The 26424-nt window shown below is 59.7% G+C and carries 19 protein-coding genes; 5 read left to right on the top strand and 14 right to left on the bottom strand.

What is annotated here, in order from left to right; all coding sequences use genetic code 11:
• Window positions 1-179: 179 nt before the first annotated feature.
• Complete coding sequence (locus tag RMET_RS31440; protein WP_011514935.1) at window positions 180-395, bottom strand: hypothetical protein; 216 nt, start codon at window positions 393-395, stop codon at window positions 180-182.
• A 12-nt stretch (window positions 396-407) separates the two neighbouring features.
• Window positions 408-3188: a DUF6531 domain-containing protein gene (locus RMET_RS31435; RefSeq protein ID WP_158664421.1), complete on the bottom strand. Its 2781-nt coding sequence runs from the start codon at window positions 3186-3188 to the stop codon at window positions 408-410.
• A 379-nt stretch (window positions 3189-3567) separates the two neighbouring features.
• Here RMET_RS31435 and RMET_RS31430 point away from each other — a divergent pair, with 379 nt between their 5' ends.
• Window positions 3568-4233, top strand: a complete 666-nt coding sequence (locus RMET_RS31430) for an alpha/beta fold hydrolase (protein WP_029309940.1) — start codon at window positions 3568-3570, stop codon at window positions 4231-4233.
• A gap of 113 nt (window positions 4234-4346) precedes the next feature.
• Here RMET_RS31430 and RMET_RS31425 read toward each other — a convergent pair whose 3' ends face one another.
• The 3 genes from RMET_RS31425 to RMET_RS34065 all read right to left on the bottom strand — a co-directional run bounded on the left by RMET_RS31425 (window position 4347) and on the right by RMET_RS34065 (window position 6110).
• Window positions 4347-4562, bottom strand: coding sequence for a hypothetical protein (locus RMET_RS31425; protein ID WP_011514931.1), 216 nt, complete (start codon window positions 4560-4562; stop codon window positions 4347-4349).
• A gap of 9 nt (window positions 4563-4571) precedes the next feature.
• Window positions 4572-5765, bottom strand: coding sequence for an RHS repeat domain-containing protein (locus RMET_RS31970; protein WP_231138462.1), 1194 nt, complete (start codon window positions 5763-5765; stop codon window positions 4572-4574).
• 201 nt (window positions 5766-5966) lie between these two features.
• Window positions 5967-6110, bottom strand: coding sequence for a hypothetical protein (locus RMET_RS34065; RefSeq protein ID WP_167585606.1), 144 nt, complete (start codon window positions 6108-6110; stop codon window positions 5967-5969).
• 90 nt (window positions 6111-6200) lie between these two features.
• On the opposite strand from RMET_RS34065, the gene istA reads away from it, so the two are divergent.
• Both istA and istB read left to right on the top strand, forming a co-directional pair.
• Window positions 6201-7754, top strand: a complete 1554-nt coding sequence (gene istA, locus RMET_RS31415; protein ID WP_011239930.1) for an IS21-like element ISRme9 family transposase — start codon at window positions 6201-6203, stop codon at window positions 7752-7754.
• Window positions 7755-7761: 7 nt separating this feature from the next.
• Complete coding sequence (istB, locus tag RMET_RS31410) at window positions 7762-8517, top strand: IS21-like element ISRme9 family helper ATPase IstB (protein WP_011239931.1); 756 nt, start codon at window positions 7762-7764, stop codon at window positions 8515-8517.
• Between the two features lie 4 nt (window positions 8518-8521).
• Here istB and RMET_RS33395 read toward each other — a convergent pair whose 3' ends face one another.
• A complete protein-coding gene (locus RMET_RS33395; protein ID WP_011514897.1) occupies window positions 8522-10051 on the bottom strand; it encodes a DUF6531 domain-containing protein in 1530 nt (509 codons plus the stop codon).
• A gap of 668 nt (window positions 10052-10719) precedes the next feature.
• Here RMET_RS33395 and RMET_RS31400 point away from each other — a divergent pair.
• Together RMET_RS31400 and RMET_RS31395 are read left to right on the top strand one after the other, a co-directional pair.
• On the top strand, window positions 10720-15144 hold the full coding sequence (locus RMET_RS31400; RefSeq protein ID WP_011514896.1) for an ATP-binding protein: 4425 nt from the start codon (window positions 10720-10722) through the stop codon (window positions 15142-15144).
• Window positions 15144-16586: a hypothetical protein gene (locus RMET_RS31395; protein WP_029309942.1), complete on the top strand. Its 1443-nt coding sequence runs from the start codon at window positions 15144-15146 to the stop codon at window positions 16584-16586. Before RMET_RS31400 ends, RMET_RS31395 begins: the two co-directional genes overlap by 1 nt.
• 301 nt (window positions 16587-16887) lie before the next feature.
• On the opposite strand, the gene RMET_RS31390 is transcribed toward RMET_RS31395, so the two are convergent.
• From RMET_RS31390 to RMET_RS31355, 8 genes are all read right to left on the bottom strand, one after another.
• The gene (locus tag RMET_RS31390; RefSeq protein WP_011514894.1) at window positions 16888-17388 is read right to left on the bottom strand and encodes a hypothetical protein; all 501 of its coding nucleotides are present in this window, start codon (window positions 17386-17388) and stop codon (window positions 16888-16890) included.
• On the bottom strand, window positions 17385-19298 hold the full coding sequence (locus RMET_RS31385; RefSeq protein WP_029309944.1) for a tyrosine-type recombinase/integrase: 1914 nt from the start codon (window positions 19296-19298) through the stop codon (window positions 17385-17387). Before RMET_RS31385 ends, RMET_RS31390 begins: the two co-directional genes overlap by 4 nt.
• Window positions 19295-20953, bottom strand: a complete 1659-nt coding sequence (locus RMET_RS31380) for a tyrosine-type recombinase/integrase (RefSeq protein WP_011514892.1) — start codon at window positions 20951-20953, stop codon at window positions 19295-19297. Before RMET_RS31380 ends, RMET_RS31385 begins: the two co-directional genes overlap by 4 nt.
• Window positions 20928-22073 carry a tyrosine-type recombinase/integrase gene (locus RMET_RS31375; RefSeq protein ID WP_011239934.1) on the bottom strand — a complete coding sequence of 382 codons (1146 nt, stop codon included), beginning with the start codon at window positions 22071-22073 and terminating at the stop codon, window positions 20928-20930. Before RMET_RS31375 ends, RMET_RS31380 begins: the two co-directional genes overlap by 26 nt.
• A gap of 779 nt (window positions 22074-22852) precedes the next feature.
• Window positions 22853-23221, bottom strand: coding sequence for a hypothetical protein (locus tag RMET_RS31370; RefSeq protein WP_011239935.1), 369 nt, complete (start codon window positions 23219-23221; stop codon window positions 22853-22855).
• Window positions 23208-24434 (bottom strand): DUF1173 family protein, encoded by a 1227-nt coding sequence (locus RMET_RS31365; protein WP_011239936.1) that lies wholly within the window; start codon window positions 24432-24434, stop codon window positions 23208-23210. Before RMET_RS31365 ends, RMET_RS31370 begins: the two co-directional genes overlap by 14 nt.
• A gap of 11 nt (window positions 24435-24445) precedes the next feature.
• Complete coding sequence (locus RMET_RS31360; protein WP_011239937.1) at window positions 24446-25906, bottom strand: 3'-5' exonuclease; 1461 nt, start codon at window positions 25904-25906, stop codon at window positions 24446-24448.
• Window positions 25903-26352, bottom strand: coding sequence for a hypothetical protein (locus tag RMET_RS31355; RefSeq protein ID WP_011239938.1), 450 nt, complete (start codon window positions 26350-26352; stop codon window positions 25903-25905). Before RMET_RS31355 ends, RMET_RS31360 begins: the two co-directional genes overlap by 4 nt.
• Window positions 26353-26424 lie beyond the last annotated feature (72 nt).

The following is a 26424-nucleotide window of genomic DNA, read 5'->3' as shown; positions in this document are numbered from 1 at the left end:
ACAGTCATTCACTGACTGCTGGCCAGGTGGCTGGGTCCGGCCAATCCCAGCCACTGGACCTTTTGCGACAAACGTCCGCTCAACTATCATGAACCGACGTTGATTCGGCTTTGGTGATTCCCATCAAGAGCACCGCTCGTCCCCAATCGTCTCGCGCCGAGCGTAACACCGATCAACCCCTAGTCTTTCATCGGGTGGTATTTGCCCCATCCGAAGTAATCGTTATAGATTTGTGCGGCTTCGTCATAGGTTTCGGCATCAAACGTCTTTAGTAGCACTGGCGTGCCCTCGAACAAGTGGGCTTGCGCTTCGAATTGCCCCTTTTCGATAAGCGCGTTTTGTCCGCTTCCATCAATGTCCGAGATTGCTTGCCAAATCTCGTATGTCTTGGTCATCCTGTTCCCCCTTTACGGCACGAAAGCCATGCCTTTTTGTACCTCAATATCAATGCGCTCACTGCCATTGACTGCGATGACCTCATCGTTGCGGAAGGTCTGTTTCGTTGGGCCTGTTCCGCCGCCTCTGCTGGCATTCACAACAAACCGCTTAGCTCTCGCCAAAGCCTGTGAACGAGCTTGATACTGCTTCTTTGTCATTCGCCCTTCAAGGGCTTCCAGTTTCGCCAATCCAGACGCTGCAGAAAGCGGGTCCGCCTGCGCCCACGCCTCAACATCGCCAACGCCCTCATCTGGATAGCCAGGACCTTGCGCCTGAATCCGTCCTCGGTGATCGGTTTTCGGACTGTTTCCCGAACACGCTTCAATCAATCGTGTCGTCCAAATCGCCATCCACTCCCAAGGCTTCTTTCCACCGAGGTTGGGGGCAAGCACGTCCCATGGGTTCGGTGTGTAGGTACCAGGAATCGACATAGATGCGCCTACTGCCGTTACCGGCACTGGTATCGCTTGCGCATGTGCCGAACCGAACAACCAGTTGAATAGCTTCGAAACCCAACCCATCCATGCACTGAAGGGATTGGCCCCTGCATCTTCTGCCGATGTCCTGGCTAGGGCCAGAGGTTGCTCATCCGGGTCTGGGCCAGTGAGCGACTGACCATTGAACAATACGTCGATGAGCCGGTGCGCCGCATCGTAAGTGTAGTTCGTGACGTCTCCGTTGGGACTGGTCACCTGGACTTTCTGCCCGATTGCGTCGTACACGTATGCGGTCACGTTCTCGCCATACAGGTACTGGAGCACGCGACCTCGCTGATTGTAGACATACTTGACGGTCACGCCTTCCAGATCGACCGCTTCGAGGAGGCGCCCGGCGGCATCATATTGCACAGCATGCGAAGTTCTACCGGTTCCGTCTGCCGCAGACGTCAAATTGCCTTGTGCGTCGTAGCCGAACGTCCACTGCTGGGTCGCCGTGCCATCGACTTGTTCGGTCAATGCTGTCATTAGCCCGTTGGCGTCATAGCCATAGCTGTTGCTGGACACCGCTCCCGATGGGGCTGCGTTGAGCCCTTGGCCGCCATTGACGTCGGCTGTGGGAAACCACCCATGGGCGGTCATTTGACCTTGACCATCGTAAGTGAAATAGTCGACCCGCCCGGGCGCAGCCACCTTCAGCGGCAAATTCCACGTCGGATGCCACTCGGTGGTCGTGGTCTTCGCGTCCGCCGTGCCGTAGCCCTCGATGCGTTGGGTCTCGCGCCCGAGCGCATCGTAGCTGTAGCGCGTCTCCTTGTCCGCAAAATTCCTCCGACTCGCAACATTTCCTGCCGCATCGTAGGTCACCGCCTTGGCGATGTCCCCGCACGCTGGGCAGGGGGCCGAGGCGCCGGTAGCACGTAGCACGTTGCCCTGCAGTTCCGAGGTGAAGGTGCGGCTGGTGCCGTCCGCGGTGGTCACCGATGTTTGTCCATTCCCGAGGAAGCTCAGTTGGAACTTGTCGACGCCCCCGGCGTGTTCGGTGCTGGTGGCGCGGCCGAGGGAATCGTAGGCATACGTCGCGAACCGGACGCCCTTTTCATCAGTGATGCCCGTCAGCGCCCAGCGGTACTGGGAGTTTTCGTAGTGATACTGGCGTCGCGTGCCATCGGCATAGGTCACGCCGTTCAGCATGCCGTTGGCATCGTACGAATATGTGATTACGTTCCCGCCGGGCGTGGTGACAGCAACGATACGACTCTGCGCATCGTACGCAAAAGAGAGCTTCTGACCAAATGCATTCCGAACTTCCAAGAGAAGATTCGGTTCCGGTGCAATGCTCGAGGGCGTGCTTGCGTCACTGTATGTCAGCGACGTTGCCCAACCATTGGCTTTTTGTACGCGCAGGAGCTTGCCGGCAATGTCAAAGTCTTCCGTGACTCCCATCGTTATTTGGGCAAACCGCCAGCCAGAAATTACTCCTTTACCATCTCGAAGTGGCGTCAGGGAATCGCCTTTTCCATCTACGGAAAGCCAAATACCGTTGCTGGGGCCGAAGTTGGAATGACTGCCATCGGCACGCTGAACAGTGAGCAGAGGCGTGGTGCCAGAGTACGAAGAAAAATCCAGACGCCTCTGCCATTCGTGCATCCACAGGGCACCGAAGCCTTTTCTTGGCGCCACCAGGTAGCTCGATCGGTAGGTTCGTTGCAGGGATAGAGGCTGAGCGCCGGCGCCGACATAGTCAACCTCGGATTGCCGCTTTAGCCCTGAGCCAACGGAGCATGGATTGCCAACGGCACAGCTCCGCTCATCGATTTGATTGACGGGGATCTGCGAGCCCGGGTAGTTCGACACGTTTCCCCGGACCGTGCCGCATTGTTGATCCAAAGGCTTCGTCGTATCAGGTTTCGACCCATCCTCGCAAATGGAACCATACAAGTATGGCCAGCCGGCGGGCCAGTCTGTCATAACGGTTCCGTCGTAATTCTGCCTTATATCCATCACGCACATACCCCGACTGCCGAAATATGGGAAACTCGTCAGCGTCCATCCCGGCATGTCCGAAGCAAAGGTTTTCGGCAGAACCTCTGTACATAAGGCTGCAGCCGATGATTTGATGTTCCCCGGTTCGTTGTGATAGGTATCGTTCCATCTAAGAATGAAGGCTTGCACGGGCGGATCAGCCTTTGCCTCTGATACAAAGGAAGCGAAACAAAATCCCGCAAGTGATAATGCGATCGGAAGAAATTTTCCAAAAATTCCCAGCAGCTTCAGCGAAGCTATATTTTGGAGCGCTCGCAACGGGTGCAAGCCCGTCGCCGCGCTCGAAACGGATATTGTTAGATTCATTTTTTACCGACCCGAAGTCGCGACTGCCGAAGCGCCGCCTTGATTAATTTGGGTTGAGTTTAAACAAATCGCATCGAACCATGTATCTTGTAATGCATATCAGGGTTAAGTCGAGTTGAAATCAGGCACGCACTTTAGGTGTCGGCAGTTGACGGTAGCCGCAGGAGTCGACAATCGAACGAAGATCTCAACGACTGGCTAGTACTGGATAGCGGCCATTGAAGGCGAGCTGCTGAGGGTCTATAAAGGGACGATGGCGGCCTTGCGTAGTCCCGAAATACTCATGCACCTCCAACCAGCACAGGAGCACTGATTGCTACCCCTCATCCTCTTGCCCGCGATGCCATGCGACGAACGTATGTATGCCGCGCAGGTTTCTGGTCTATCAGACCTGACGGAGTGCAGAGTTATGGTGGTAGACGCCCAATCGTTTGACGCGGGTGCAGAACACTTGCTGACCAGCATCCATGGCAGATTTATCATCGCCGGCACCGCCTACGGTGGGTGCCTTGCGATTGAGACAGCGATTCGTGCACCAGAACGCGTTGCGGGGTTGTGGTTGATGAACTGCAATCCGGGGGCACACCCTGACCTCGACGCAGTGCGGGAAACCAGCTTTCGGCTTAGAAGCGGGCAACTCGATCAGGTGCTCGAAGAATTTGCCACTGCGGCGATGCCGGATACAGCAGCGGACTGCCGCACCGTGTTTATCGAGATGGGACGAGTCATCGGTGCGGAAGTGTTCGCTCGTCAGTCAGACGCTGCTCTTACCCGAAGGGACCACTGGGACAAGCTGAGTTCCATCGTCGCCCCAACCCTTATTACATGGGGAATGGTCGATAGGTTCCTGCCCACCGGGATTGGAGAAGAGATGGCGAGGCTCATGCCCCACGCCCAACTCGACATGCTGGAGGGCTGTGGTCACTTCCCTTCCCTGGAACAGCCCCTGTTGACAACCGCGCTGGCTCGAAACTGGCTGTTAAAACACCAGAATGCGTTGACATGATCCATCTTGATCGGATGGAAGGCAGGGGCCGGCCGACTCGGTCATTGCGATTTAGTTCGTGGGCGTCCGCTGTGTAGGCATGAGCCGACGTTGGCTCGGTCTGGGGCCATCGCCTAGTCTTTCGTAGGGTAATGCTTTCCCCAACCCATATAGTCGTTCCGCATCTGGGTCGCCTCGTCGATATCTCGCGCTTCGAACACTTTAAGCAATCGTGGCTTTTTCCATTCCGGGGGATCGAGGTTCACAAATTTCCCTTCCTCGCATAGCTCAACCGAGTAGGAATTCCCCTTCTCGTTGAAAAATTCCCAAAGCTCAAATTTTTGCATCATTTTTTCTCCTCAGGGCACAAACGCCTTGCCACCCAGAATATCGACATCAACGCGCTCATCTCGTCTGCCACCATCTTCATTCTCTTTCCGGATCTCGTCATTGTAGAAAGACTTCTTTCTGACTGCGTCGAGTCCGCCGGCGCGCCCTGTTGAGATTACATATCTCTTTGCGTCCTTGAGCGCCTGATTTCTGGTGCTACGCTGCTTGTTATTCATGCGCGCTTCAATTCTCTCCAACGCTTGTAGCCCCCACTCCACCGTCGGCGGGCTTAGCTGGGGTCCCCACGTTTCGGCATCTCCTACACCTGGATCACGATACCCGGCGCCCTGAGCCTGGATCTTCCCGCGATGAATGTTCTCCTGCACCTTTGAACGGCAATAGTCGACGGCACGCTGGGTTGCCATGGCCAGCCACTGGCCAGGCGTCTTGTCACCATTCAGCCCCGGCACCAAGTCCTGCAGCGGATTGGGTGTGTATGTGCCCGGTGCCGAGCCACCGCCTCCATAGATCGGCGGTGAAGGTGCCGGTACCCCTTGTGCATGTGCCGACGGCAACAACCATTTGAATAGCTTGGCGATCCAGCCAAACCACGACGCAAAGGGATTGGCACCGGCATTGTCGGCCCCGGATTCTGCCTTTGCCATCGTGATGGCCGCCGTCTCAGGCGCCTCCGGTGTAGTCAGAGACTCGCCGTTGTACAGAACATCGATCAGGCGATGGGCCGCATCATAGACGTAGTTTGTCACGTCTCCTTCCGGACTAGTAACCTGAATCTTTTGCCCTATCGCATCGTAGACGTACGCAGTCACGTTCTCCCCGAATACATACTGCGTCACCCGGCCTCGGGAGTCGTACACATACTTGAGCGTGTCGCCGTCAATGTTCACCGCCTCAAGCAAACGGCCGGATGGATCGTACGCCAGTGCCCGCGCTGTCCGCGTGCCGTCTGTTGCCGTCAGCAGATTTCCCTGTGCATCGTAAGTCAGGCTCCATTGTTTGGCGATCGCACCGTCCTCTACCTCAGTTAGCGCCGTCATCAGCGCATTGGTGTCATAGCCATAGCTGTTGCTGGACACCGCGCCCGATGGCGCTGCGTTGAGCCCTTGGCTGCCGTTGGCGTCGGCTGTGGGAAACCACCCATGGGCGGTCATTTGACCCATCCCGTCGTAGGTGAAATAGTCGACCCGCCCTGGCGCAGCCACCTTCAATGGCAGATTCCACGTCGGATGCCACTCGGTTGTCGTGGTCTTCGCGTCGGCCGTGCCGTAGCCCTCGACACGTTGGGTTTCCCGGCCGAGCGCGTCGTAGCTGTAGCGCGTCTCCTTTTCGGCAAAATCCCTTCTGGTCGCGACATTCCCCTGCGTATTTCGGGGCGCGTGATCAGCGATTTCGGGGGAACGTGATCACCTGTTTCGGGCGGATGCTGATCGCTGGTTTCGGCGGAACGTGATCACTTCGGCGATGCCGCCGAAATCGGTGATCAGCTTCCCGAAACGAGTGATCACGTTGCCGAAATAGGTGATCAAGCAGCCGAAATGGGTGATCACGCACCGCAATGGGGCCGGGGTTAGGGGTGGGACTGCGCATGGACTAGAACGCCGGCGATACGCTGCTTCCTTTTTCAAGGAAGCAAGCTGATGCCGGCCAACCGGATGACCATGCGCAAAATCAAGGAAGTGCTTCGCCTGAAGTGGGCGTGTGGCCTTTCGCACCGGCAGATCGCTAGGGCGACGGGTGTGAGTGTTGGCGCCGTTTCGCAGTACGCGGCAATGGCGAAGGCAGCGGGGCTGGATTGGCCGCAGGCGGACAGCCTGAACGAAGATACGCTGGAGCAGCGGCTGTTCGGCGCGCAGAAGCCGGCCAACAGCCCGGGCGGGCGGGTGATGCCGGACTTCCCCTATCTGCATCGCGAGTTGCGCCGCAAGGGCGTGACACTGCAGTTGCTGTGGGAGGAATACCTGGAGGCGAATCCAAACGTCCCCATTTACCAATACACGCAGTTCTGCTGCCGTTACCGGGACTGGGCAGCGACGCTCAAGCGGTCCATGCGCCAGCAGCACCGCGCCGGCGAGAAGCTGTTTGCTGACTTCGCCGGTCAGATGGTGCCGATTCTGGATGCGGAGGGCGGCATTGCCTTCGAAGCCAGCATCTTCGTCGCTGTGCTCGGCGCTTCAAATTACACGTACGCGTGCGCCACCCGGGGGCAGACCACTGCCGACTGGATCGGGGGAATGGTCTGCGCGATGGAATTCGCCGGCGGCGTGCCCGAGCTGCTTGTTCCGGACAACCCGCGCGCGCTGGTGGCTCGCCCTGACCGATACGAGCCAGTGCTGTCCCGAACTGCAGAAGACTTCGTTCATCACTACGGCACGGCCATGCTGCCAGCACGGCCACGCAAGCCGCAAGACAAGGCCAAGGTCGAGACTGGCGTACTGATCGTCGAGCGGTGGATCCTAGCGCGGCTGCGCAATCACCGCTTCTACAGCTTGGGCGAGCTCAACAAGGCTATCAAGAAGCTCGTCGCCGACCTGAACGACCGACCGTTCAAGAAGCTGCCTGGCACGCGCCGGGAGTGGTTCGAGCGGTTGGACCGGCCAGTGCTGCGACCGCTGCCGCCGCGGCGCTACGAAGTTGCAACGTTCAAACAGTGCCGCGTCAACGTCGACTACCACGTCGAGATCGACGGCCACTACTACAGCGTGCCGCATGCCCTGGTGCGCAAGGCGGTGGAGGCTCGCGTAACTCGCCACACCATCGAGATCCTGTACGGCGGCAAACGGGTGGCGCTGCACGCGCGCAATACCCGCAAGGGCAGCCACAGCACGGTCAAGGAACACATGCCGGTGGCCCACCGCGCGCACCTCGAATGGACGCCCGGCCGGCTGCTCAACTGGGCAGCCTCGATTGGGCCCAACGTCGCCGTCATCGTCGAATACCAGCTCACCCACAAGAGCCATCCCGAGATGGGCTATCGCGCCTGCCTGGGTCTGCTGAGTCTGGCCAAGAAGTACAGCAAGGAGCGGCTCGAAGCCGCTTGCGCCCGCGCCGTCGCCATTGGCTCGCTCACGCGTAAGTCTGTGGTCTCCATCCTTGAAAACCATCTGGACCGGCAAGCCACTCTGCCGGTATCGCAAACCGAGTGGCATTCCCCCATGCACGACAACGTGCGCGGACCCGACTACTACCATTAGGAAAACTATGCTGATGCAACACACCGTCGGCCAGCTCAAGGCCCTGAAGCTCGACGGGATGGCGCGGGCCTTCGAGGAACAGTCTGCCCTGACCGCCAGCTCCAGCCTGCCGTTCGAAGAACGCTTCTCCATGCTGGTCGACCGGGAGATTGCTTGGCGTGACACCAGGCGCCTGGAGCGGCTGCTGCGCTCGGCCAAGCTCAAGCACGCCCAGGCATGCCTCGAGGATGTGGTCTATGACGGCAGCCGCGGTCTTGACCAGCGGCTGGTCGCCAGCCTGGCCAGTTGCGACTGGATCCGCAATGCTCAGAGTCTCATCCTTACCGGGGCGACCGGTGCCGGCAAGTCCTGGCTGGCCTGTGCGTTTGCTCAGCAGGCCTGTCGGCAGGGATTCTCTGCGCTCTACCTGCGGGTGCCGCGACTGTTCGAGGAACTGCAGATCGCCCACGGCGACGGGAGCTTCACCCGCCGCCTGGCACAGCTCGCGCGCATCGATGTCCTGGTGCTGGACGACTGGGGCCTACAGGAGCCTTCTAAAAGCGCACGCGGCGATCTGCTGGAAGTTCTGGACGATCGCGTCGGCACCCGCTCGACCATCGTGACCAGCCAGCTCCCGATCGAGCATTGGCACCAGTGGTTGGATGATCCGACGCTGGCTGACGCCATTCTGGACCGGCTGGTCCACCAGGCGCACAAGGTATCGCTCAAAGGCGAATCCATGCGCAAGCGCTCGGCTACCGACGTCAAGAAACGGGCATCGTGATCACCTACGCTACAATCTCCTGACCGCGCAGTACCACCTTCCTTCCCTGATCACGTTCGCCGAAACCGCTGATCACCTTCACCGAAATCCGCACCTTCCCCGCCGCATCGTAGGAAGTCGATTTCGCAATGTCACCGCACTCCGGGCAAGCGGCCGAAGCTGAAGTCGGTCGCAAAACGGTACCTTGCAGTTCCGAGCTCAGCGTAAAGCCAGTGCCACTGGGAGAAATGACCGACGTTTGGCCATTCCCCAGGACATTGAACTGGAACCTATCTACGCCGCCAGCATGTTCAGTGCTGATGGCGCGGCCGAGCGAGTCATACGCATAGGTAGCATAGCGAACACCCTTCTCATCCGTGATGCCAGTCAGCGCATAAGCGAATCGGCTGTCCTCATAATGGTACTGCCGGATCTTTTGATCGGACCACGTTACCGTGACCAGCATATTGTTGTTGTCGTATTGGTAGTCCGTGGCTTTGCCGGCCGGACCGACCACACGCGTGATTCGCACACGCGAGTCATAGATCAACTGCATCTCACGGCCAAACTGACCCCGAATCTTGATCAGGAGCCCGCTTCTTGGCGCGATGCTTATCGGGGTGGTGGCATCGCTGTAAACAAGGCCCGTCTGCCAGCCATTTAGCGCCGTGACGGATCGCAGCAGTCCAGTGTTGTCGTAGGCCTCAACGGTGCCATCCTCTGCGGACTCATATTGCCATCCCGTAATAGCGCCCGTGCTGCTGAACGATGGAATCAACCGATCTCGCCCTTCGGAGGAAAGCCAAACCGAGCCGCTCTTGAAAAACCGCAGATAGTTACCGTCTCCTCGCAGCGCCGCCACGCTACCACCCGGTTCGTACATGATGGAGGTGTCCAGCCGCTTCTGATACTGGTGCATCCAAACGGCACCGAATCCGTTCTTGGGGGCAATGTGAAAGCTCGAACGGTAAGTGCGTATCAGCGAGAGCGCGTCCGCACCCGCTGCGGCGTAATCAATTTCGGTCGCAACCTTAATGCCTGTCCCGGGGAAGACCGGGTTCCCATATGGGCAGGACTTTTCCCGCGCTTTACAACTGGCAAGCGATACCCCATTGAACGACAAGGCCACTTTGGCGCCGCTCCCGCAGCTATCTTCCGGCCAATCCGCCACCGGGCATATATATGCGGAATTAGTAAACTCTAGACCATCAGGACACTTGAAAAAGCGTTCCACCGTCGCAAAACTACCGTACTCGATTTCCTGATTTGCTGTGTTCAGGATAATTGCGTTGCAGTGAACTAGTCGCTCAACGTAGGGATCCTGTTTAAGGTACCACCGCACGGTAGGATATTCATACACTGCACTAAACGCCTGGAATGCATCCGGACAAGCATCCTGCGGCGCGCTATAGAGAAAATCGGTGTTTAATTTCGTGCCCTGCGGAACCGCAGCGAGCTTCCAGTATGTCTTTCTCTCTGCGGCATGAGATGGGCCAATGCAGAATATTAATTGCAGAAAAAATAGAAAAAGTACAAGACAATGTCGTCGACCCACCTTCCCACTCCCCGAAATTGTTATTGCTATCCAAGCATTATTCTCTAGCTGGTGCGGCGTACTGCCGGCAGAAGTCTACGGCGAGGACGACTTCGACATGTACTGAGATGCTCACATCTGATATCAATATGGGTTACATCGGCCACGCTCTATAGGGGTCAGACAGCCTTGCCTCCGTGAGGATGGAGCACTCGCGAGCGAGCCCCGTACGAAACTAGGCGCTTGCGGCCAGTTTCGGTTCTGACTTAACCTGAAACGCGTCCGAATGGCCGTACGATATCGCGTAACTGCCGTTGCCATGGGTTGGCTGAACGGCTCAGAAGGGTCGATTCCAGCCAATCGCCGTGGTCGAACCGAGCGACGGCTCACATTAATACCCGACCTCCGAGCACAGCTGACGCGACTCCCTGCTTTACTGCGGGCTGTCGTCGAGCCGCCTTAGGAACTCCGAAGTCCAAGCACATCCTTCAGCGCAGCAACAAGCCTCCTTGCAAGGGAGTTGCTATGATCTTTTGACGTGCCCTGTTCCTTGAGCAGTTTCTGCCACTACTGCGAGGCTCCGGCGCCGCCAATGTAAGCTGATAGGTGCGTGTGCAAGAACTAGTGTTCCGCAAGCGGCGTCACAAGGCCGTTTGCTCGGTCAATACCTTTGCCGGCCATCCCATTCCATGTCTGAAGAGATTAAGAACACTGCGATAACCGCCGCCGGCTACATCTATCAGAATCGGCAGGGACTGAGGCTTCTTTGCGATTGGCTAGATGCGCCGACACGCTTCACCCGTGTGAAGTTTGAGTGTGACGACGAGGCCGTTGCGCCGAAGGGACTGGACGACATCGTCGCCGAGCGCGCAGATGACCTCATCGATCTGGAGCAGGTCAAGTACACACCGAACCCGGGTGCGCACGCGCTGAGCTGGGAGTGGATGCTTGAGAAGGCAGGCACGACTGCGCGGTCGAGGTCCATGCTTCGGAAGTGGTTTGACGCGTTCGCCGCTTTGGACCCCGCTCGGGTTGGCGTCCTATCGCTGAGGACGAATCGCCGGCCAGATGCGGAAGTTGAGGCGTGCTTGTCCGGGGGGAAGATCGACTTCGCCAAAGTTCCCGAGCCGCGGCGCTCAGCGTTAATCGCCGAGCTGGGCGACCAGGAGAAGTGCGAAGCCTTCTTCAGTCAGCTGCAGGTTCTTCACAGCGACAAGGGGTTCGAATCGCTCGAGCACGAGGTCGATGCTCGACTGCACCGGCACGGTACGCCTGAGGGCATTGCGAACCTCAAGAATGTCGCTTTGAACTGGGCGATTCGGAAGAATTCCCCGCCGCCTGACGGGTGGATCTCCTTGAACCAGGTGCTCACAATCCTGCGAGCTGCGCCGGCGGCCCCCTTGCCTGAAGACTTTTTCGTGCCGCTCGGATATGAAGTGCCAGACGAAACGTTCCACCGGGACTTCGTGCGCGACACCGCCGCCGGTGCCGGACAGGCATTCGTGCTCACGGGGCCGCCTGGCCGCGGGAAGAGCACGTACTTGAGCGCGCTGTGCGACAAGCTTGCTAGCTTGGACATTCCCACGGTCCGTCACCACTACTTCCTGTCGACGACCGAGCGGGGGCGCGACCGCGTGCACAGCTATGTGGTTGAGCAGTCCATCGCGGCTCAGGTCAAGCAGTTTCATCCAGGGGTTCAGGCACTCGGCGGTGACTTGCGAGGGCTCCTCGAAGCTTGCGCGGCGTACTACGAGGGTAAGGGCAAGCCGTTCGTGCTGGTTCTGGACGGCTTGGACCATGTCTGGCGCATCAATGCCGCCGACAAGCGTCCGCTGGACGACTTGTTCTCGCAGGTCTTGCCGTGTCCGGACAACATGGTTCTGTTGGTGGGCACGCAGCCGGTTGACGACGCCCAGCTTCCTAGGGACCTCTTGGCGGTAGCCCCGAAGGCCAGTTGGCGTGAGTTGCCAGCGATGTCCGAGAACGCAGTGTTGTCGTACCTGCGCAAGGCTGTTGACGAGGGCAGGCTGTCGACCCGATTCGACGATGAGGGGCAGTCGGAGCGCCAACTGCAGGAGGCGGCGACCGCGCTTCGCAAGAAGACCAACGGCCACCCGCTGCACGTCATCTACGCCACCGCGGAGGTTGAGCATGCCGGGGGTGACCTGGACAGCTGGGATATCGAGCGGCTGCAAGGGGATATGACCAAGGAGGTTAAGTTCTACTACGCGTCCCTGTGGGAAGAGCTGCCACCCAGTCTGAAGGACACGCTGCGCTTGGTGTGCGCGTTCCCCTTCTTCTGGCCAAAGGCTGGGTTCTTGGAGATTGCGGCGAAGCTTGGCACTGCTCAGCCCGATGTCGCGAAGGTGGAGCACCTACTGCATTCCTCAGCGGCTGGCCTGAAGGTCTTCCACGAGAGCCTGGCCGTCTTTGTGCGCTCAACACCGGACTACGACGAGCGCATCAAGGAACTGATGCCGGCGGTGGCGGGCTGGCTTGAAACATCGGCACCGCCTTCTTTGCGCGTCAACTGGCTCTGGTCGGTTCAGGCCAGGCTCGGTGACCCCAAGAACCTCATTGCCGGGTTGACCCGCGACTGGATCATGCTCCGCCTGGAGGAAGGCTATCCAGAGTCGCTGTTCGACACCTTGTTGTCGGAGGCCATGGTCGCGGCGCTGGATACCAATGCGTTTGCCGACGCCTACCGCCTTGACCATCTCAGGGCGCGGATGGTCCGTGGCAGCGAGTTTCAGATGCAGGACGACGACATGGCTCGGCTTGTGTCGTTTACGCTGAGGCTGACAGCCGACGACTGTGTTGTCCGAGAGGCTGTGGCGTCGCGGCACGAGACGGACATCCTGCGTGTGGCAGCCCTTGGCTTGGCCTTGCAGGCGCGAGGACATGCGGTACTGGCCAAGACCTGTGGTTCCGAGGCACTGCGGCGTTTCAGAGGTCTCAGCCGCTTCTCCACGCGGTACTCGTCAAACGAAGGAACTGCTGATTTCAAGTTCTTGGTCGAGGCGTTCGCGCGCTTGGGTGTCATCGGTGCGACCTCAGAGGCGTTTGCCAAGCTGGTTCGCGAGAACGCCCCTGTCGTGTGGATGCCGAGAGCCCGGATGCTGGTTGATGAGGGCGTGCTGGACGACCTGATGGACGCGGCCACCCCGCTGCCGCCCGACGATCCGGATAAGAGTGTTCTCAGCGACGTCTGCGTCCGGGCGGCTGCAACGGCGGGGGTGAGCATCTTTGACCGCGACGACTTCAACAAACTGGCGCGAACCCCATTTGTTGCCGCATTGGAGGCCGCCCGCACACGGGGCTCCAAACCGCTGAACGAGCCCATCCCCATTGAGTGGCTCAAGGGTGACTACTACGAGCGCAAGGACGACCTGAGTGCGCTCGTTCATCATTGGTTCTTCAGCGGCGTGCACCTGAGCCTTTGCATGAAGGCAGAAGGACAAACCGGCTTCGAGTTCGTGCGGGCGCCCACCTACGAGGACAGGAGGAACATCAGCTACTTCTTGAATTCCCTCTCAGCAATTGCAGCTCAGGTTGCTGAGCGCTGGTGGCGCGGGGAGTTCGTGGACTTTCATGAGCTGTTCGAACTGCTCAAGCCTATCCAGTTCAGGCGCTTTAGGCAGGGTCACGATGCCAGCTCAGCAGCGGAGGATTTCCGGGCTGGACTGCATCGCATTGCCTGCGACATCCGGCTGGGGAGCTGCCTGCTTGCCGGTCGCGACGATGTTGAACTCACTGAGGCCACCATGGTCGCCTCAGCTACTGGCGAGTGGTTCGACCCTGCGTCCTTCCGCACCCAGTACGCGGCAGGATTGCTGACCAGGATGAGCGATGAAGCTGCAGCGGCCTTCATCCAATCCCAACGCGTCCTGCTCGATGCTGAGATCCGCCAGGAGACCAGCGTTCATCTTCAGACGCCTCTGCAACTCTGCGGCATCACCCTTAGCCACGGCTTAAACACCAGCGCCCGGGAGCTCTGCACGCAGACTTGGGAGCTGGTGACCGGCTACGGGCACCGCAAGGACCCCACGTTGAACAACACCGTCGACGCCATTGACTACCTGGTGGAGGTCGTGCCAGACGATGCTCGACGGCTGCTCAGCTCGATTTCGCCCCAGATCCACCGCGTGCTGGACTTCACGGACGGAAAGGGCACGAGGCACGTGCTCTCAGCCGCTGACCGCCTGTTGGCGAAGCTCTGCCCACCAGCTCTGGTGGTGAAGTATGAGGAGCACACGGCCGCCGGCGATTGGTCGCATGCGGAGGACAGCCTGCGGGCGTACGTAGAGCAGGGCGTGCGGGACGGTTGGCCCCTGGATGCGCTTATGCGCACGGGTGTTCACCCAGAGGTCCAAGACGCGTTGATGCAGCTTGAGCGCAATGGTCAGGATGGCGCTGCCGAGCGGCTGCGTGTTCTCAGGGAGCATGCCGGCTGGGACGTCGGCGTGCTTCAGCGTGCAGACTCGTCTAGCGGCGACATTGACAGCAAGCCGTATACGGGCGATGTCACCACGTTTGCACCGGAGCAGGTCGACGAGATGCTGGCAAGCCTGTCGACCAGCTACAACGAGAAGAAGAGGCTCTTTCGGACATGGTACGAGCACTGGGATAAGGCCGGACATGGCAAGCGCCTTCTCGCGGCGTTGGACGGCTTTCTTCACTCAGACGAGGGGCGCATGAATGGCATCCTCGAACTGTCTGACCTCGCCTTTGAGACGAGGCGCAGGCTGAGCGGCTCGAAGGCTGCGTGGAATTACCTCGTTCAGGCACAGGTCCGGAAGGGTGCATGGCTGGGCTTCGCGGAAAGCGAAGAAAAGACGCGTGAGAGGCTGGATATGGTCGTTCAGCACTACCCGAGTCGTTGCGACGAGTTCGTCGCTGAGACGACGTATGGCATGTTCGGAGAGCCCGAGCCGCCGCGTGTAGCGCCGACGAATCTGATGGTCTATTTCTATGCACGGCAGAAGCGCGTTGCCGACGCCGTGAAGTTCGCCGAGATGATGGTGAATTGCGTTCTTGAAGACACCCGAACCCTTCCGCTGGAACGGCCGCGCTGGGCAGAAGAGCTCGACGCTGCGAGGGCGAAGGGCACATGATGGATGACCTTCGCATCCTCGTCGCTAGGCTGGGCTGGCCGTCGACCGCTGCACGGTGGTGGACCATGCAGGAGCTCGCCGCTCGGCTGGGCGCGCCGGCGTCCAAAGCGGCGACGGAGGCCGCACTTCTTGAATTCCTCGGCACAAGGAAGCTCGAGGCCGAGGTGGTGGAGGCGCTCTTCGTCTTTTGGATGGCCGCGCAGGCGCACGGGTACGAGGCCAGCCAGAAACTGGCCGAGAGCATTCCTAAGACGTCCGTCCTCTCGGAGCTATTGCTAGAGAGCCTCGGGCTGTGGGCGGACATCCCGGACGAAGGCCTAGAAGAAGTGCCTGAGGACTTCGAGATTCCACAGGATTTCAACGGAGTCCAAGGTGCGGACCTTCCGCGGATGTTCCGTACCTCCATGACGGAACTTGAGGCCGCTACGCGGCTGCCGTTCGTCCGCCAGATGGCTTTCGAGTGGTCGATGAACAAGGAGGCCTATCCGGATGCTCCTTTTCAGGGTGACCCTTGGCATTTCTCGCGCCTCTTGGGCGACGGGTTCAGCGGTCAAATCTCATCCCGGACTGCCTTGCGGATGATCTCCGCCTACCACCGCACGTTGGCGGTTGCTGAGGAGTTCTGGGGCATGCCTCCCGATACAGCGGAAGAATGGGCTCTATTGGCTTTGCCTGTTCACCCGACACTTGCACTGCTTAGGCCTAGGCGGCCAGCTTGGTTTCCAGGCCGAACGGAGTTCGACGGCGATGACGAGGCTATTGGTGGGGCTGTCCGCAGTCTCGTTGAACGGGTTCAGCTAGAACGTCCCGGCGACGAACTGATGGCCTTCGCGTCTCCCGTTGTGATGTCAATGGACCGCTGTGTGGAGGTCTCGGTCGTCCGGTGGGCGCAGGTGGCAGGTAGCAGCGTCGCTGATGAAGGCTTGGCTGAACACTTGAAGGATCTGTGGAGAACTGGAGAGCTACTCGCTAGCGACTTCCACGAGCCCCTAGGAACGACGACGGTCCTGGAGTCACCGGCGCATCAAGCGATAGCCGATCGGGAGAGCAGAGCTTGGCCGCTGGCAAAGCTGCTCGACTTTGAGCGCCTCGGTTACCTGCAGCTCGATCTTTATCCCGGCCGCCTCTACTTGCCTGCAATTCCAAGGCGCGACCAGTTGGAGGTCACGCCTCGTGATGGGGTGCTGGAGGTTAAGTCGGGTAGCGCCGTCATCGCCGACCTCAGCTATTGGAATGCAGGCTGGGGTCCGGTTCGCCCCATGCAGTTCGACGGAAACTGCGGCATGGCCCTTGTCTCCAGAGGTACGGCATATCGCATATCACCGGATGATGCAGTTCAGGAGGTGCGATCGTTCTACTTCTGGCGTGTGAGAACGCTCCATAGGAAGGGCGGATTCAACGGCTTTGAAGAAAAGCTGTCTTTTGGTGCCACGTTCGTGTGACCCAGCCCTCCATTCAACTAACTTTCACAGGAGCGCAGCCAGAGCTAGTGGCCGCTTAGTGGCCGACAGCGTGAGTTCACCCGTTCAAGCCGACCGACAGCAATCGCTGCGAAGCAGACGTTGTTCAGCGAACCCCGATCGGGCAGCAACGGGTCGAGGGGTGTTTCCACACGGCCTCGGTCGCCGTCAGTCTTTCATTGCCGCTGCATACGGTTGAATCCGCCTAGTGAACCTCAATCTTAGCGCTCGTGTGGCAGAGCAAATCGATCAGCCTGATCGAAATACAAAGGGGACGTCGCGATCATGCTCTGGGGCGCTTCAGCGGGGTCGGCTGCCTCGAGTCGGGGCGCTGATTCAGTTGCAACTGCAAATCTGTGATTACTCGGTCTCGTATCCGGATCAATTCCTCCAACTCCCGAATCCTCGCGTCAAGACGATAGTTGATACGTGCCAAAGCCGCGACCTCGCTTTGGGCATCCTCAACCAAAGCACGATATTCCTTGAGTTTAGCTTCACTCTCAGTGAGGTTTCTGCGAGTCTTCTTTGCCGAAGGCTTCGAGTCGCCGGCCGCTTTTCGGATCGCGTCGAGCACCGGTTGATGGAAACGATATAGCGTGGCACGATCGACACCCGCCTCTTTAGCCACATTGGAGACAGTGAGCCGGGAGCCTATGATGACGGTCTCGGGTGTGCCTCGGGAAAGCCGTTGCAGCGCCTGCTCAAGGCGTTTCCGCGTTCTCCTGGTCGACACATCTTTCTGCTCCGATAACGCCTTCCGTGCGGCCGCCGACAGTACTCTCATGCCGGGTCTTTATCGAGGCGACGGAGAACCTTCTCAGCCTTGACCAGAATCTGTTGGGCGCGAGCCTTCCCGCTTTCACCAAGGTCGCCAATGGCGATGGCTTCGATTTGCTGATCTCGAATGCCCTCCCAAACGGAGCGGTGCTCCTGACCAATAATCCCGTGATTGCAATCAACACACATTTGGGCCTCGAATACGCATAGACCGCCACAACCTACGCCCTTGGCGTTACCTACGCACCACGAGTGGCCCGTGCCATTGAGGGTGATCGTGCCGGCGTACTCGGCAATCAACTCCTCTTTGTTCGCGGCTGTGCGAACCGTACTGCGCCAATCCTCTAGCCAGTGCGAGCCGTTGGCGAGCGGAGCGTCGGAGTCAAGGTAGGACGTCATCACCTCCGTCTGCCGGATGCGCTTTTCCTCGGTCACCATCTCCAGCAGCTCCGTGTCAGTCTCGTATTCATCCGGGGCTCCGTCGGCGTAGAGCGCAGTCATGTCCAGACTCCAGTGGCCGAAGTGGTGTTGGAGTGTCAGGAGATCTCCCAGTTCGGCCTTCGCGATGAAGCGCGCATACGAGCGGCGGAATTGATGTGTCGTAAGGGGGTAAGGATTCCCATCCAGACCAACAATGTTGCAGGCCTCGCAGAACTCTTTCAGATTCATGTTGATAGCGCGGCTGGAGAGAGTGCCGATTCCCCCCGACCGTTGCCGGCCAAGAAACAGGCTCTTTTTCTGGACCCGAACCTCGTCAAGGCGCCGTCTGACGCTCGACCCAGAGCCAAGCGACGCGTCCAGTTGGCCCATGAGCGCGCGCTCCTCACCAGCCAATGCAATTCGCCACGGCTCCGTAAGGCGTGTCAAGACGCTGATAGCGTCACCGACAACGGCAGGGACCATCCACTTTTTTGCGCGGCGGCCGGTTTTATAAATCGTTCCGTGCAGCCAGAGGACTTCAATGCTCCCATCTTTGCTTCGTGACGACGAAAGGCAGTTTTCCTCCAGGGACATCATCTCAGAGTCCCGCAGCCCCGAGAACATGGCGACAGTGACGTAGCACGCAGTACGCAGCATGCCCATCTCGCTGATTACATGGTTTACTCCGTCGAATCCATTCTGGGTCGCGGCCGATGCCAGATAACGAGTCAGTGTTCCCCCAGACCGGCCCACGCTGTGTAGGCGGGCCTCGGCGACGGCGTCACGGGCCTTCAAGATAGAGTCGCCCTTCACGCGGACGTAGTCGAGTGCGGCATCCGTGATCCGCTGCGCTATTTGATCGGGGATGAACTCAGTCTTAGGTACGCGATGAGCGTGCCTCCGCCGTTCGCCCGCCAGAGACATCGCGCTTTCATGAGGCCACGGGTGACTTCGAAGCGCGTCGTCGAGTTTGTCGCGCTGCAAATAGAGGTCTTCAACAATAAACAGCTTCGTTGCCACTGTATGCGGTACGGCGGCTGAGCCATTAAGATTGAGCCTCGCGGCCGGAACATATTGAAGAGTGTGGCCCGACAAGTCCTCGAAGCGCCGCAGGCCCATCTCGAACATCCAGCGTAGCAGCGGAACGAGACTAGCGGTCTTTTCGCATAGCGTGAGCAGTGAAGGGCGCTTCCGGCCATCAACCGGATCGGCGAATAGCGACCAGATATACGCCTTGCTACTGGCGAGAAGCTGTCCGTGTTGCGGATCCGTGAGGAGCGATCCGTCGCTCAAACGTATTGCCCAATTGATGCGTTTGCTTGAGCCCTTTAGATTGAGTTGGGGAATGAACGGGTAGAAATCCCACTTGGAGTCGCCATAGCGGCTGATCACATGACGGCCACCGTCCTCCGTCGCGATCGCCGACACGGGCATGGAGTTACGATCTGCCGGATCGACAGCGCCAGCCCGCTTGATATCGATTGAGAGTGCGTTCATAGGGCGATACCACGCCAGGTCGGATGGGGATTTTGTTGGGCACGCGCTCGCGCCTCAGTGACTTTGTCCTTCGGAAACTGCGGTGCGATATCGGTATCAATGCGCCGGATAATCGGAGCGTAGGTCTTCAGCCAGTGCGCGGCATTGATCTTCGGCCGTTCGGAGATCAAGCGGTAGTAGAAGCTGAAGAGCCGCCACAGGTCATCTTCGAAGACCACCATATTTGGACAGCCGAAGCAGGTAAAGAACTTCTTGCAAACGGACGCGTCATCCCGAAATGGATTTCGACACCGCGCGACGCCGGTGTTGTATCCACCCGAGAGGAGGTCTTTTATGTTCGCCGCGGGGATTAACCCGTCGGCAGCGATAAGGACTTTGCCAGAAACGTCTTGCTTAGTGAAGCTGCTGACCATCCCATCGAGGACAAAGGCATGATCACGCTCAGCCTCGATGGGTGAGTCGACGTAGTGACGGGCAGTGGTGGAGACGCTCGCGTGCCCGAGTGCCCGTTGCACGCGGCGCAAGTCACGGGTGCGGCGGTATAACTCCGTAGCAAACGTCGGGCGTAAGCGCGCGACTCTGACCTGCAGAGGCTGGCCGCGATCATCCTCCAATTTGTGCCGGCGCATGAAGATCGCGACGGCATTCTTGGCATCTCTCGCGGACAGTCGAGATACAACGCCTTTGCGCTCGTTGAGAAGTCCGCGACGCAGGAACACATACTCGCGGTCACGCGGTGCAGCGTCATCGGCGACAGATTCAGTGAACTGGCACAGAAACCGGAAGTGTTCGCCGATCGTGGACGGGACCGATTGCATATTTGCGGTAGCAACTGGTGCCTCGGCCGCGCGGACGGACGTGTTCTGGACGGAATAGCCTCGACGTTTGAGCGTGACCAGCAATTCTCTGTCTGGGAGGGGATGGGGTCGAAAACTATCCCGCTTGAGATCCAGCAACGGCTGCTGATTAATGCCCGTTGCAAGAGCAAACAATAGCAGGTGAACGACGAGCACCTGCAATTCCGAGAGGGGTGCTCCGACGCCCTCGTGGATGGTGCGCAAATCTTGATTCAGCGCCGCAAGAAGTCGCTTCTGCTCTCTGTCCGAATAGGGCTGGCGCTTGGAGGAGTGACTGTTTGCGTTGGGAAATGGGTTGCGCGGAAAAGTCAGCTGATCGCTTACCTCGTCGGGAACCCGCTTTTGCCTTGCTACGAGGAATGCCTTGAGGGCCTTGTAGGCAGTGCGCCGAGTCCCTATCGACCAAATCTGCCCACGGTTTTGGGTGGCGACGATGATCTGGCGTTCCATCCACGCCAGATACCGTTCAATCAACGACCGCGTAATCTGGTTGAGAGCAACAATATCCTCGCCCTTTGCGGACAGGTCGTCAAGAAACAGCCAGAAGCGGCGCAGAAAGCTAACATAGGAAGTCAGGGTGTAGGCGCCTAGCTCATTGCGTAGACTCCAGGCGGCGTCGCGCATATGCGCTGCAAGATTCTCGCGGCCGCGCGCACGATACTCTTTAAAATCGAACCGCTGCTCGCCCTGGTGAGGGCAAACGAGCGAGAAAGACCAGCCGGGCGCCAGGTCAATGACCCGGCCGCCTTGAATCTGGGCGCTGGCTTTGCGATCAAGTTTTTGACGTCGGATTGCCATGTGCGAGCGCGCGGCAAATATCTAAGTGGTAGCCATCCACGTCGTCATGCTCGACCAGGTCGGCCGCGTGGACGTAGATTTCAGTCGTTGTGATCGAGTTGTGCCCCATTCTGTCGCGTACCCACAGCAATGCCTGGGTCTGGGTTTTCTGTCGGCTCATCCGCATCAGTTCATAGGTGCCGAAGGTGTGCCGCAGCATGTGAGGTGTGCACCAGATCCCCGTCTTCTGGCTGACACGCCTGAACGCGTTGTTCAGTCCGTTTACTGACAACGGGTCTCCCGTTTGCGAAAGAAACAGCAATGTCGTTTCGATGCCGAACTTGGCCCTGTGCTTGGCGAGCAAGCGCGAGCGCTCAAATGTGAAGTACTGATACAACGCGACGGCGAGATCGTACGGCAACATCACGGTCCGGTCCTTTTCCCCCTTCGTTGGGGTAATGGACGGATCAAGGTGCATGGGGATCTGCTTGTTCGAATCTCGTCCGGCTGGGTTGGGCAGCACGCGGCAATCCATGCTGACCACCTCTTCGCGCCGCATGCCAGTGAGCAGGGCGAGATACCCCATCAAGCGCATGCGGTAGGGCGTCAGCGCGTCGAGAAAGCGAATCGCGCGGTCCAGATGGAGAAACTGGGGGGTAACCTTGTGCGTTTGCACCGTAAGGGAATTGGCCTCGAATCGGTCGCCTGACGCATCGACGTGCGCGAGGAACCCACGAGGCTTCGCGACCCAAACATCGGTCCGATCGAAAGGAATCGAGTGCGTCATTCCATTCGACTTTGCCCAGTTGTAGAAGGCGTCAACGGTACGAAGCCGCTGATTGACGGTGCTTCTGGCGCAACCGCGCTCAAGCATGGTGTCACGCCAGGCCGCGATCTGGCTTTGATCGACGCGATCCCATGCGAGGCCGTTCGCCTCAAGAAACGCAAAAAACTCGTAGAGCGCGGCGCCGTATGTGCGCCAGGTATTCGCAGCGCGAGTCCGCCCTTTGACGGTCGCAATGTAGCGCAGGTAGCGATTCGGTGCGTCGACTAGCTCCATCTCCGCATCGCAGAGAAAAGGCACGTCTGGGCGAGAATAGCCAGCGACAGCAAACTGGCCATCGGTGAAGAACAGTTTCATGCAGCGACCGTCTCGCGCGGAGGATATTCGGACCACGCCTTGTTGATCTGCCAATCGAAGTCCAGTGGCACCCGTTTTACTTGGTGTCCCATAAGATCCCTAAGTGCCAAAAAAACTGCTGCGGTCCATCAGTCTGAGGATTTGTGGACTTCCTCCTTCGGAGGACGAGCTCCTTCCTATGGACGGCTCGTGGACAACCTTCAGGTTGCCCACAACCCGCCCACAGTCTCCAGCCTAGCCCACAAGCTCCACAGGCTCCGACCTACGATTGAAAGAGAAAACTATCCCCCGACACACCTGTCGCATTATATCGAGGCCCCATGCAATACGCAGCAGACAGATGGTTACATATCACGGGTTCCAGGTGTGGTCGGTCCACTCGATCTTCGTGTTTTCGCTCATGACTGTGCGTCCTCAAACATGTCGATCGTCAGGGGGTCGCGCTCGGGCGCCTCGGTCGCAGGCGGTTGCGCTGCCTCGCATTTGATGCAGGTAGGGGGCACGGCGCCATACGGTAGCCAGCCACTCCGGCGCTTCATGCGCTTGGCCGTATGGCGCGGCTTGTGTCCGCATAGCGCAAGGCCTGTGGCGAGGTCCACCAAATGCACTAGGTAGCCGCCTTTGGCTCGTGCGGCGATGGGCCGGCGGCCGATACTGACAAGCGACGGCGACTCGGCTCCAGAGGGTATGTTTTCTCGTACGGTATGTTTTTCCATATGGTCGGGCTGCGTATGGAGGCGTGGGGTGTTGGGTGCAACGCGCCGGGTTACCTCATCAGCCTATCGAGGCGGCAACGAAGTCAAGACTTGCGGCGTAATGCCGTAACGGTCGGCAGCAGCGCGGAGTTGCTCGGCGTCGATGCGACCTACGGTGATTGCCGTTAGGACCTCGCGGGCGAAACCGTGGAAAGCCTGCAGTTCGTTGCCGATGATTTCGCCGACGAACAGGTAGAGCCCATCTGGCATCCTGCGCACGAGCGTTGTCTCCCGCGACATGCGCAGCAGCAACGATTCGGCAACATCGGGGCCAATCTGCAAATGCCGCTGCAGCAGCGCTACGGACGCAGCGCGAAAGCGCTGGACCAGATCCAACGCACGTGCGTATTCACGGTCAACCAGCGCTGCCGATGCGATATCAGGCGCCGTCATTGCTTCGGTTCGCGGTTGGCAGACGGACGCTGGCGGCCGGACCGGCCTTGACGTCCCACTCGAGCAACGGGATGCCGGAGGCAAGGTAGTGTGCTCGCTTCTCGGCAATTCGGGCGTCATAGTCTGCATTGCCGGACATGCCGAGGACCTCGATGACCACCTCCGGAGCTACATCGGTCAAGATGAAGTCCGGGTGAGCGGCAGCCCGGCCGATATGGCGCAGCGGCTTGCGAAACGCCCGACGCTCGGCGATCAGGTGATCGGCCATGGCGATTTCATGCGACGAGTCACACGGCACGAAATGGCTGTTGGTCAGCATCGCCGCGATGTCGACCACCCGCAGATAGCCGCCCTTGGACATCTCTACCAGTAGGATTGCAACGCAGCGCTGGTCGTCTCTGCCCACGGCGGACAAGGCGCTGCCAAACGAACTCTGCAGGCACGCATAAAGGTCCGCATTGAGGAAATAGCGTTGCCGGCTCTGTCGCAATACGAGTTTGCCGCCGTACTGTGAGGGTTCGTGGGATTCAAGCTGGCCGATGACGATGCCACGCGGGTTGCCGGCGGCCATGGGGGTGAGCCGGGCCTGCCAAGCGTCGAACTCGGCAAGGATTTCCGCTTTGCGACTGGGATCCCATCGCTGAACGATGTGGAGCAAACCGTCGGCAGACGTGCCGTTGATCCGGCATCCCGCAAGTTCGGCGGTCAGTTGTGACCAGCAAGCAATCCAACCGCGATAGCCGGTTCCGGGCCACACGTTCAGCCCGGCCTGCTCCCAGGCATACTCTAGGAACGCCAGCAGCCCGGCGGAGCGCCGCTGGGGCTTGCTGCTTTGGCCCTGCGCAGACCGCTGGACGGTCGCCGCTGGCGTACGCGTGCTGACGCTCAGCGCTACCCCGAGCCTGATGTCATGATGGCCGTCCTTGAGCCGGAAGGCATCGAGGTTATCGGTTGGCCCCGACTTGGCCAGCGTCGGCCGGTTGAACGGGCAGGCCGCCGCGTGTTGGTGCGCCTGTTCTGGCCATCGGGCAAGCAGAAAAATGTCCCGGTGGCGGCGGATCACGAGCTTCGGCCTGGGCCGTTGCGTGCCGCACCCGCATTCAGCAAAGCCTTGGATTTTCTTGGCGCGCTCGAGGTGGCGCGCGTAGCGGCCGGGGTCGTCCAGTACATCGTCCAGGGGGAACTCGTTCCCGCCAATCCGCACGGTGATCATATGTTTCCTCTCTAGACGCCGGCTTCACGGAACATCGTGTACAGGTCGCGGCGGATCTCGCTTACATCCAGTACGTGCTTGGCGCGGGTCATGGCGACGTAGAGCAGCCGCATTTCTTCCGGCGCCATGGTCAGCTTGCCGTCGTCGCCGTTCTTGAATTTGAAATCCCCTGCCAGCTGCACGCGGTCCCATTCGAGGCCTTTGGCCCGGTGTACGGTTGAAACGATGTAGTCGGCTTCGTCCTCGGGCGATACGCGGGTGAGGATCAGCCGCAGGTAATCCACTCCCTCGTTGTCGATCAGCGTGACCAGCGGCTTAAGATCCCGGCCAGCGAAAGACTCTGCATATTCCTGCACCTCTTCCCACGTTTCGAAGAGGGCGAGAGTGGCCGGATACCCGATTCGCTGGCCGCGCATGAGCTGCTCCGCCCCGTCCGCAAAGGCCCGCAGTTCGTCGACGTTGGCGCGCACCGCGACGCGATCGCCGCGGCCGATGCCTTGGGCCAGGTGAGTCAGGACCGTAGCGTTCTTTCGGCACAGAACCGCGTCGAATCGTTCTTGTCCGAGGGCGGACTCGTGCAGGATGCGGGAAGCGACTCCGTTCTGGCCGCGCACGGGCGTGTCTTCGTCCATCAGCGCGAGGACACGACTGGCCAACTGTGCGATCGCAGGCCCGAATCGGAACGACTCGGTGAGGGCGCATTCCGGCGCGCGGATATGGTCCATGGCGTTGACCGCGCCGCGCCATTCGTAGATCTGCTGGTAGGGATCACCGACGTAAATCACCTGGCATTGCTGGGCCCGCAGCACAGAGAGCATCAAGCCGTCGGCGTCCTGCGCTTCATCGAACAGGATGAAGTCGGCGCCGATGCGGGGCCTGCTGAGTTGCCAGAGTTTTACGTACGTATCGTGACCGATTGCCGAAGGCGCGGCCGGATCGAGATATTCCGACCAGAGACGTTTCACCGAAGGCAGGAGGGCTTCGCGCAGGTGCTCGGCTTCATCGTCCTTCACGATCGCGTCGACCGGGATGTGCCATGCCAGCGGCTCGGCCTGGGCCGACCGGCAAAAGCGGGCTGCTCCGTCCATCACCATGCGTGCGACCTTGCTCGGGCTCAGCTCCAGATCCTTGCCGATCGTCGTCGGCAGGTGCAGCTTGCCCAAGCCATAGCGCAGCGCCAGTTGGTGGGGCGGCTCGACGGGATTGCGCAGCTTGCGGGTGATCTCCGGGCGTGTGCCGCTATATGCAAGGGAGTGCACGGTGCGGCAGCGCGTGTTCTGCGGAAACTTGCGGGCCGCCTCGTTGGCGATCTCCTTGTTGAATGCGAGGTAGAGGCCGCGCGCGCGGCCGCGGGCTTCTGCGGCCATGCGCAACGTCGATGTCTTGCCAGCGCCGGCGTAGGCTTTGACCTTGACGGGGCCACCGCCGCGGACGGTTTCCACAACCTGTTCCTGCTCAGTGGTCGGCGTCATGCCATCTCCAAAGCGACTTGCTCGGGCATGTTCGCGAGGACGCGGCGCCGCACTTCCAGCGTGCGGGCGCGAAGCACCTCGTCGCGTCGTGCGGCCTCGCCACTGATGTTGTCTACGATGTAAGCGAAATAGAACGCGGTGGTGGGGCCTGTCCAGGCCAGCCACTTGGCGCGGACTTCGGCTTGCTGTTCTGGGGTGAGAGAGAAGTAGACCGCGCGCTTCTGCCGCCAGACACGGGCCTGGTGGTCACGCGTGGACGCTTCGAGCCGGTCCGAACGTCGCTGCCGGCGCGCCAACTCGTCATCAGCAGAATGCTGCTCGGCGGCGACATGCTCGGCGAAGAGCGGGTACCGCTCGCGCTCACGCTGCTGTTTGCGAGCGAAGGCGGCTTGGCGGCGGGTATTGAAGTTGATGGGGGAGTGGCGTCCGAATCGGGTGAATCGCATGGCGGCTAAGGTAAATGGGTCTAGGACCAAGATACCGGGGCCACATCGAAGTCAAGGCCGCCGGCGGGCGAA

The sequence above is a fragment of the Cupriavidus metallidurans CH34 genome (genome assembly GCF_000196015.1).
GTDB lineage: Bacteria > Pseudomonadota > Gammaproteobacteria > Burkholderiales > Burkholderiaceae > Cupriavidus > Cupriavidus metallidurans.
This window is presented reverse-complemented; position numbering and strand designations above follow the sequence as displayed.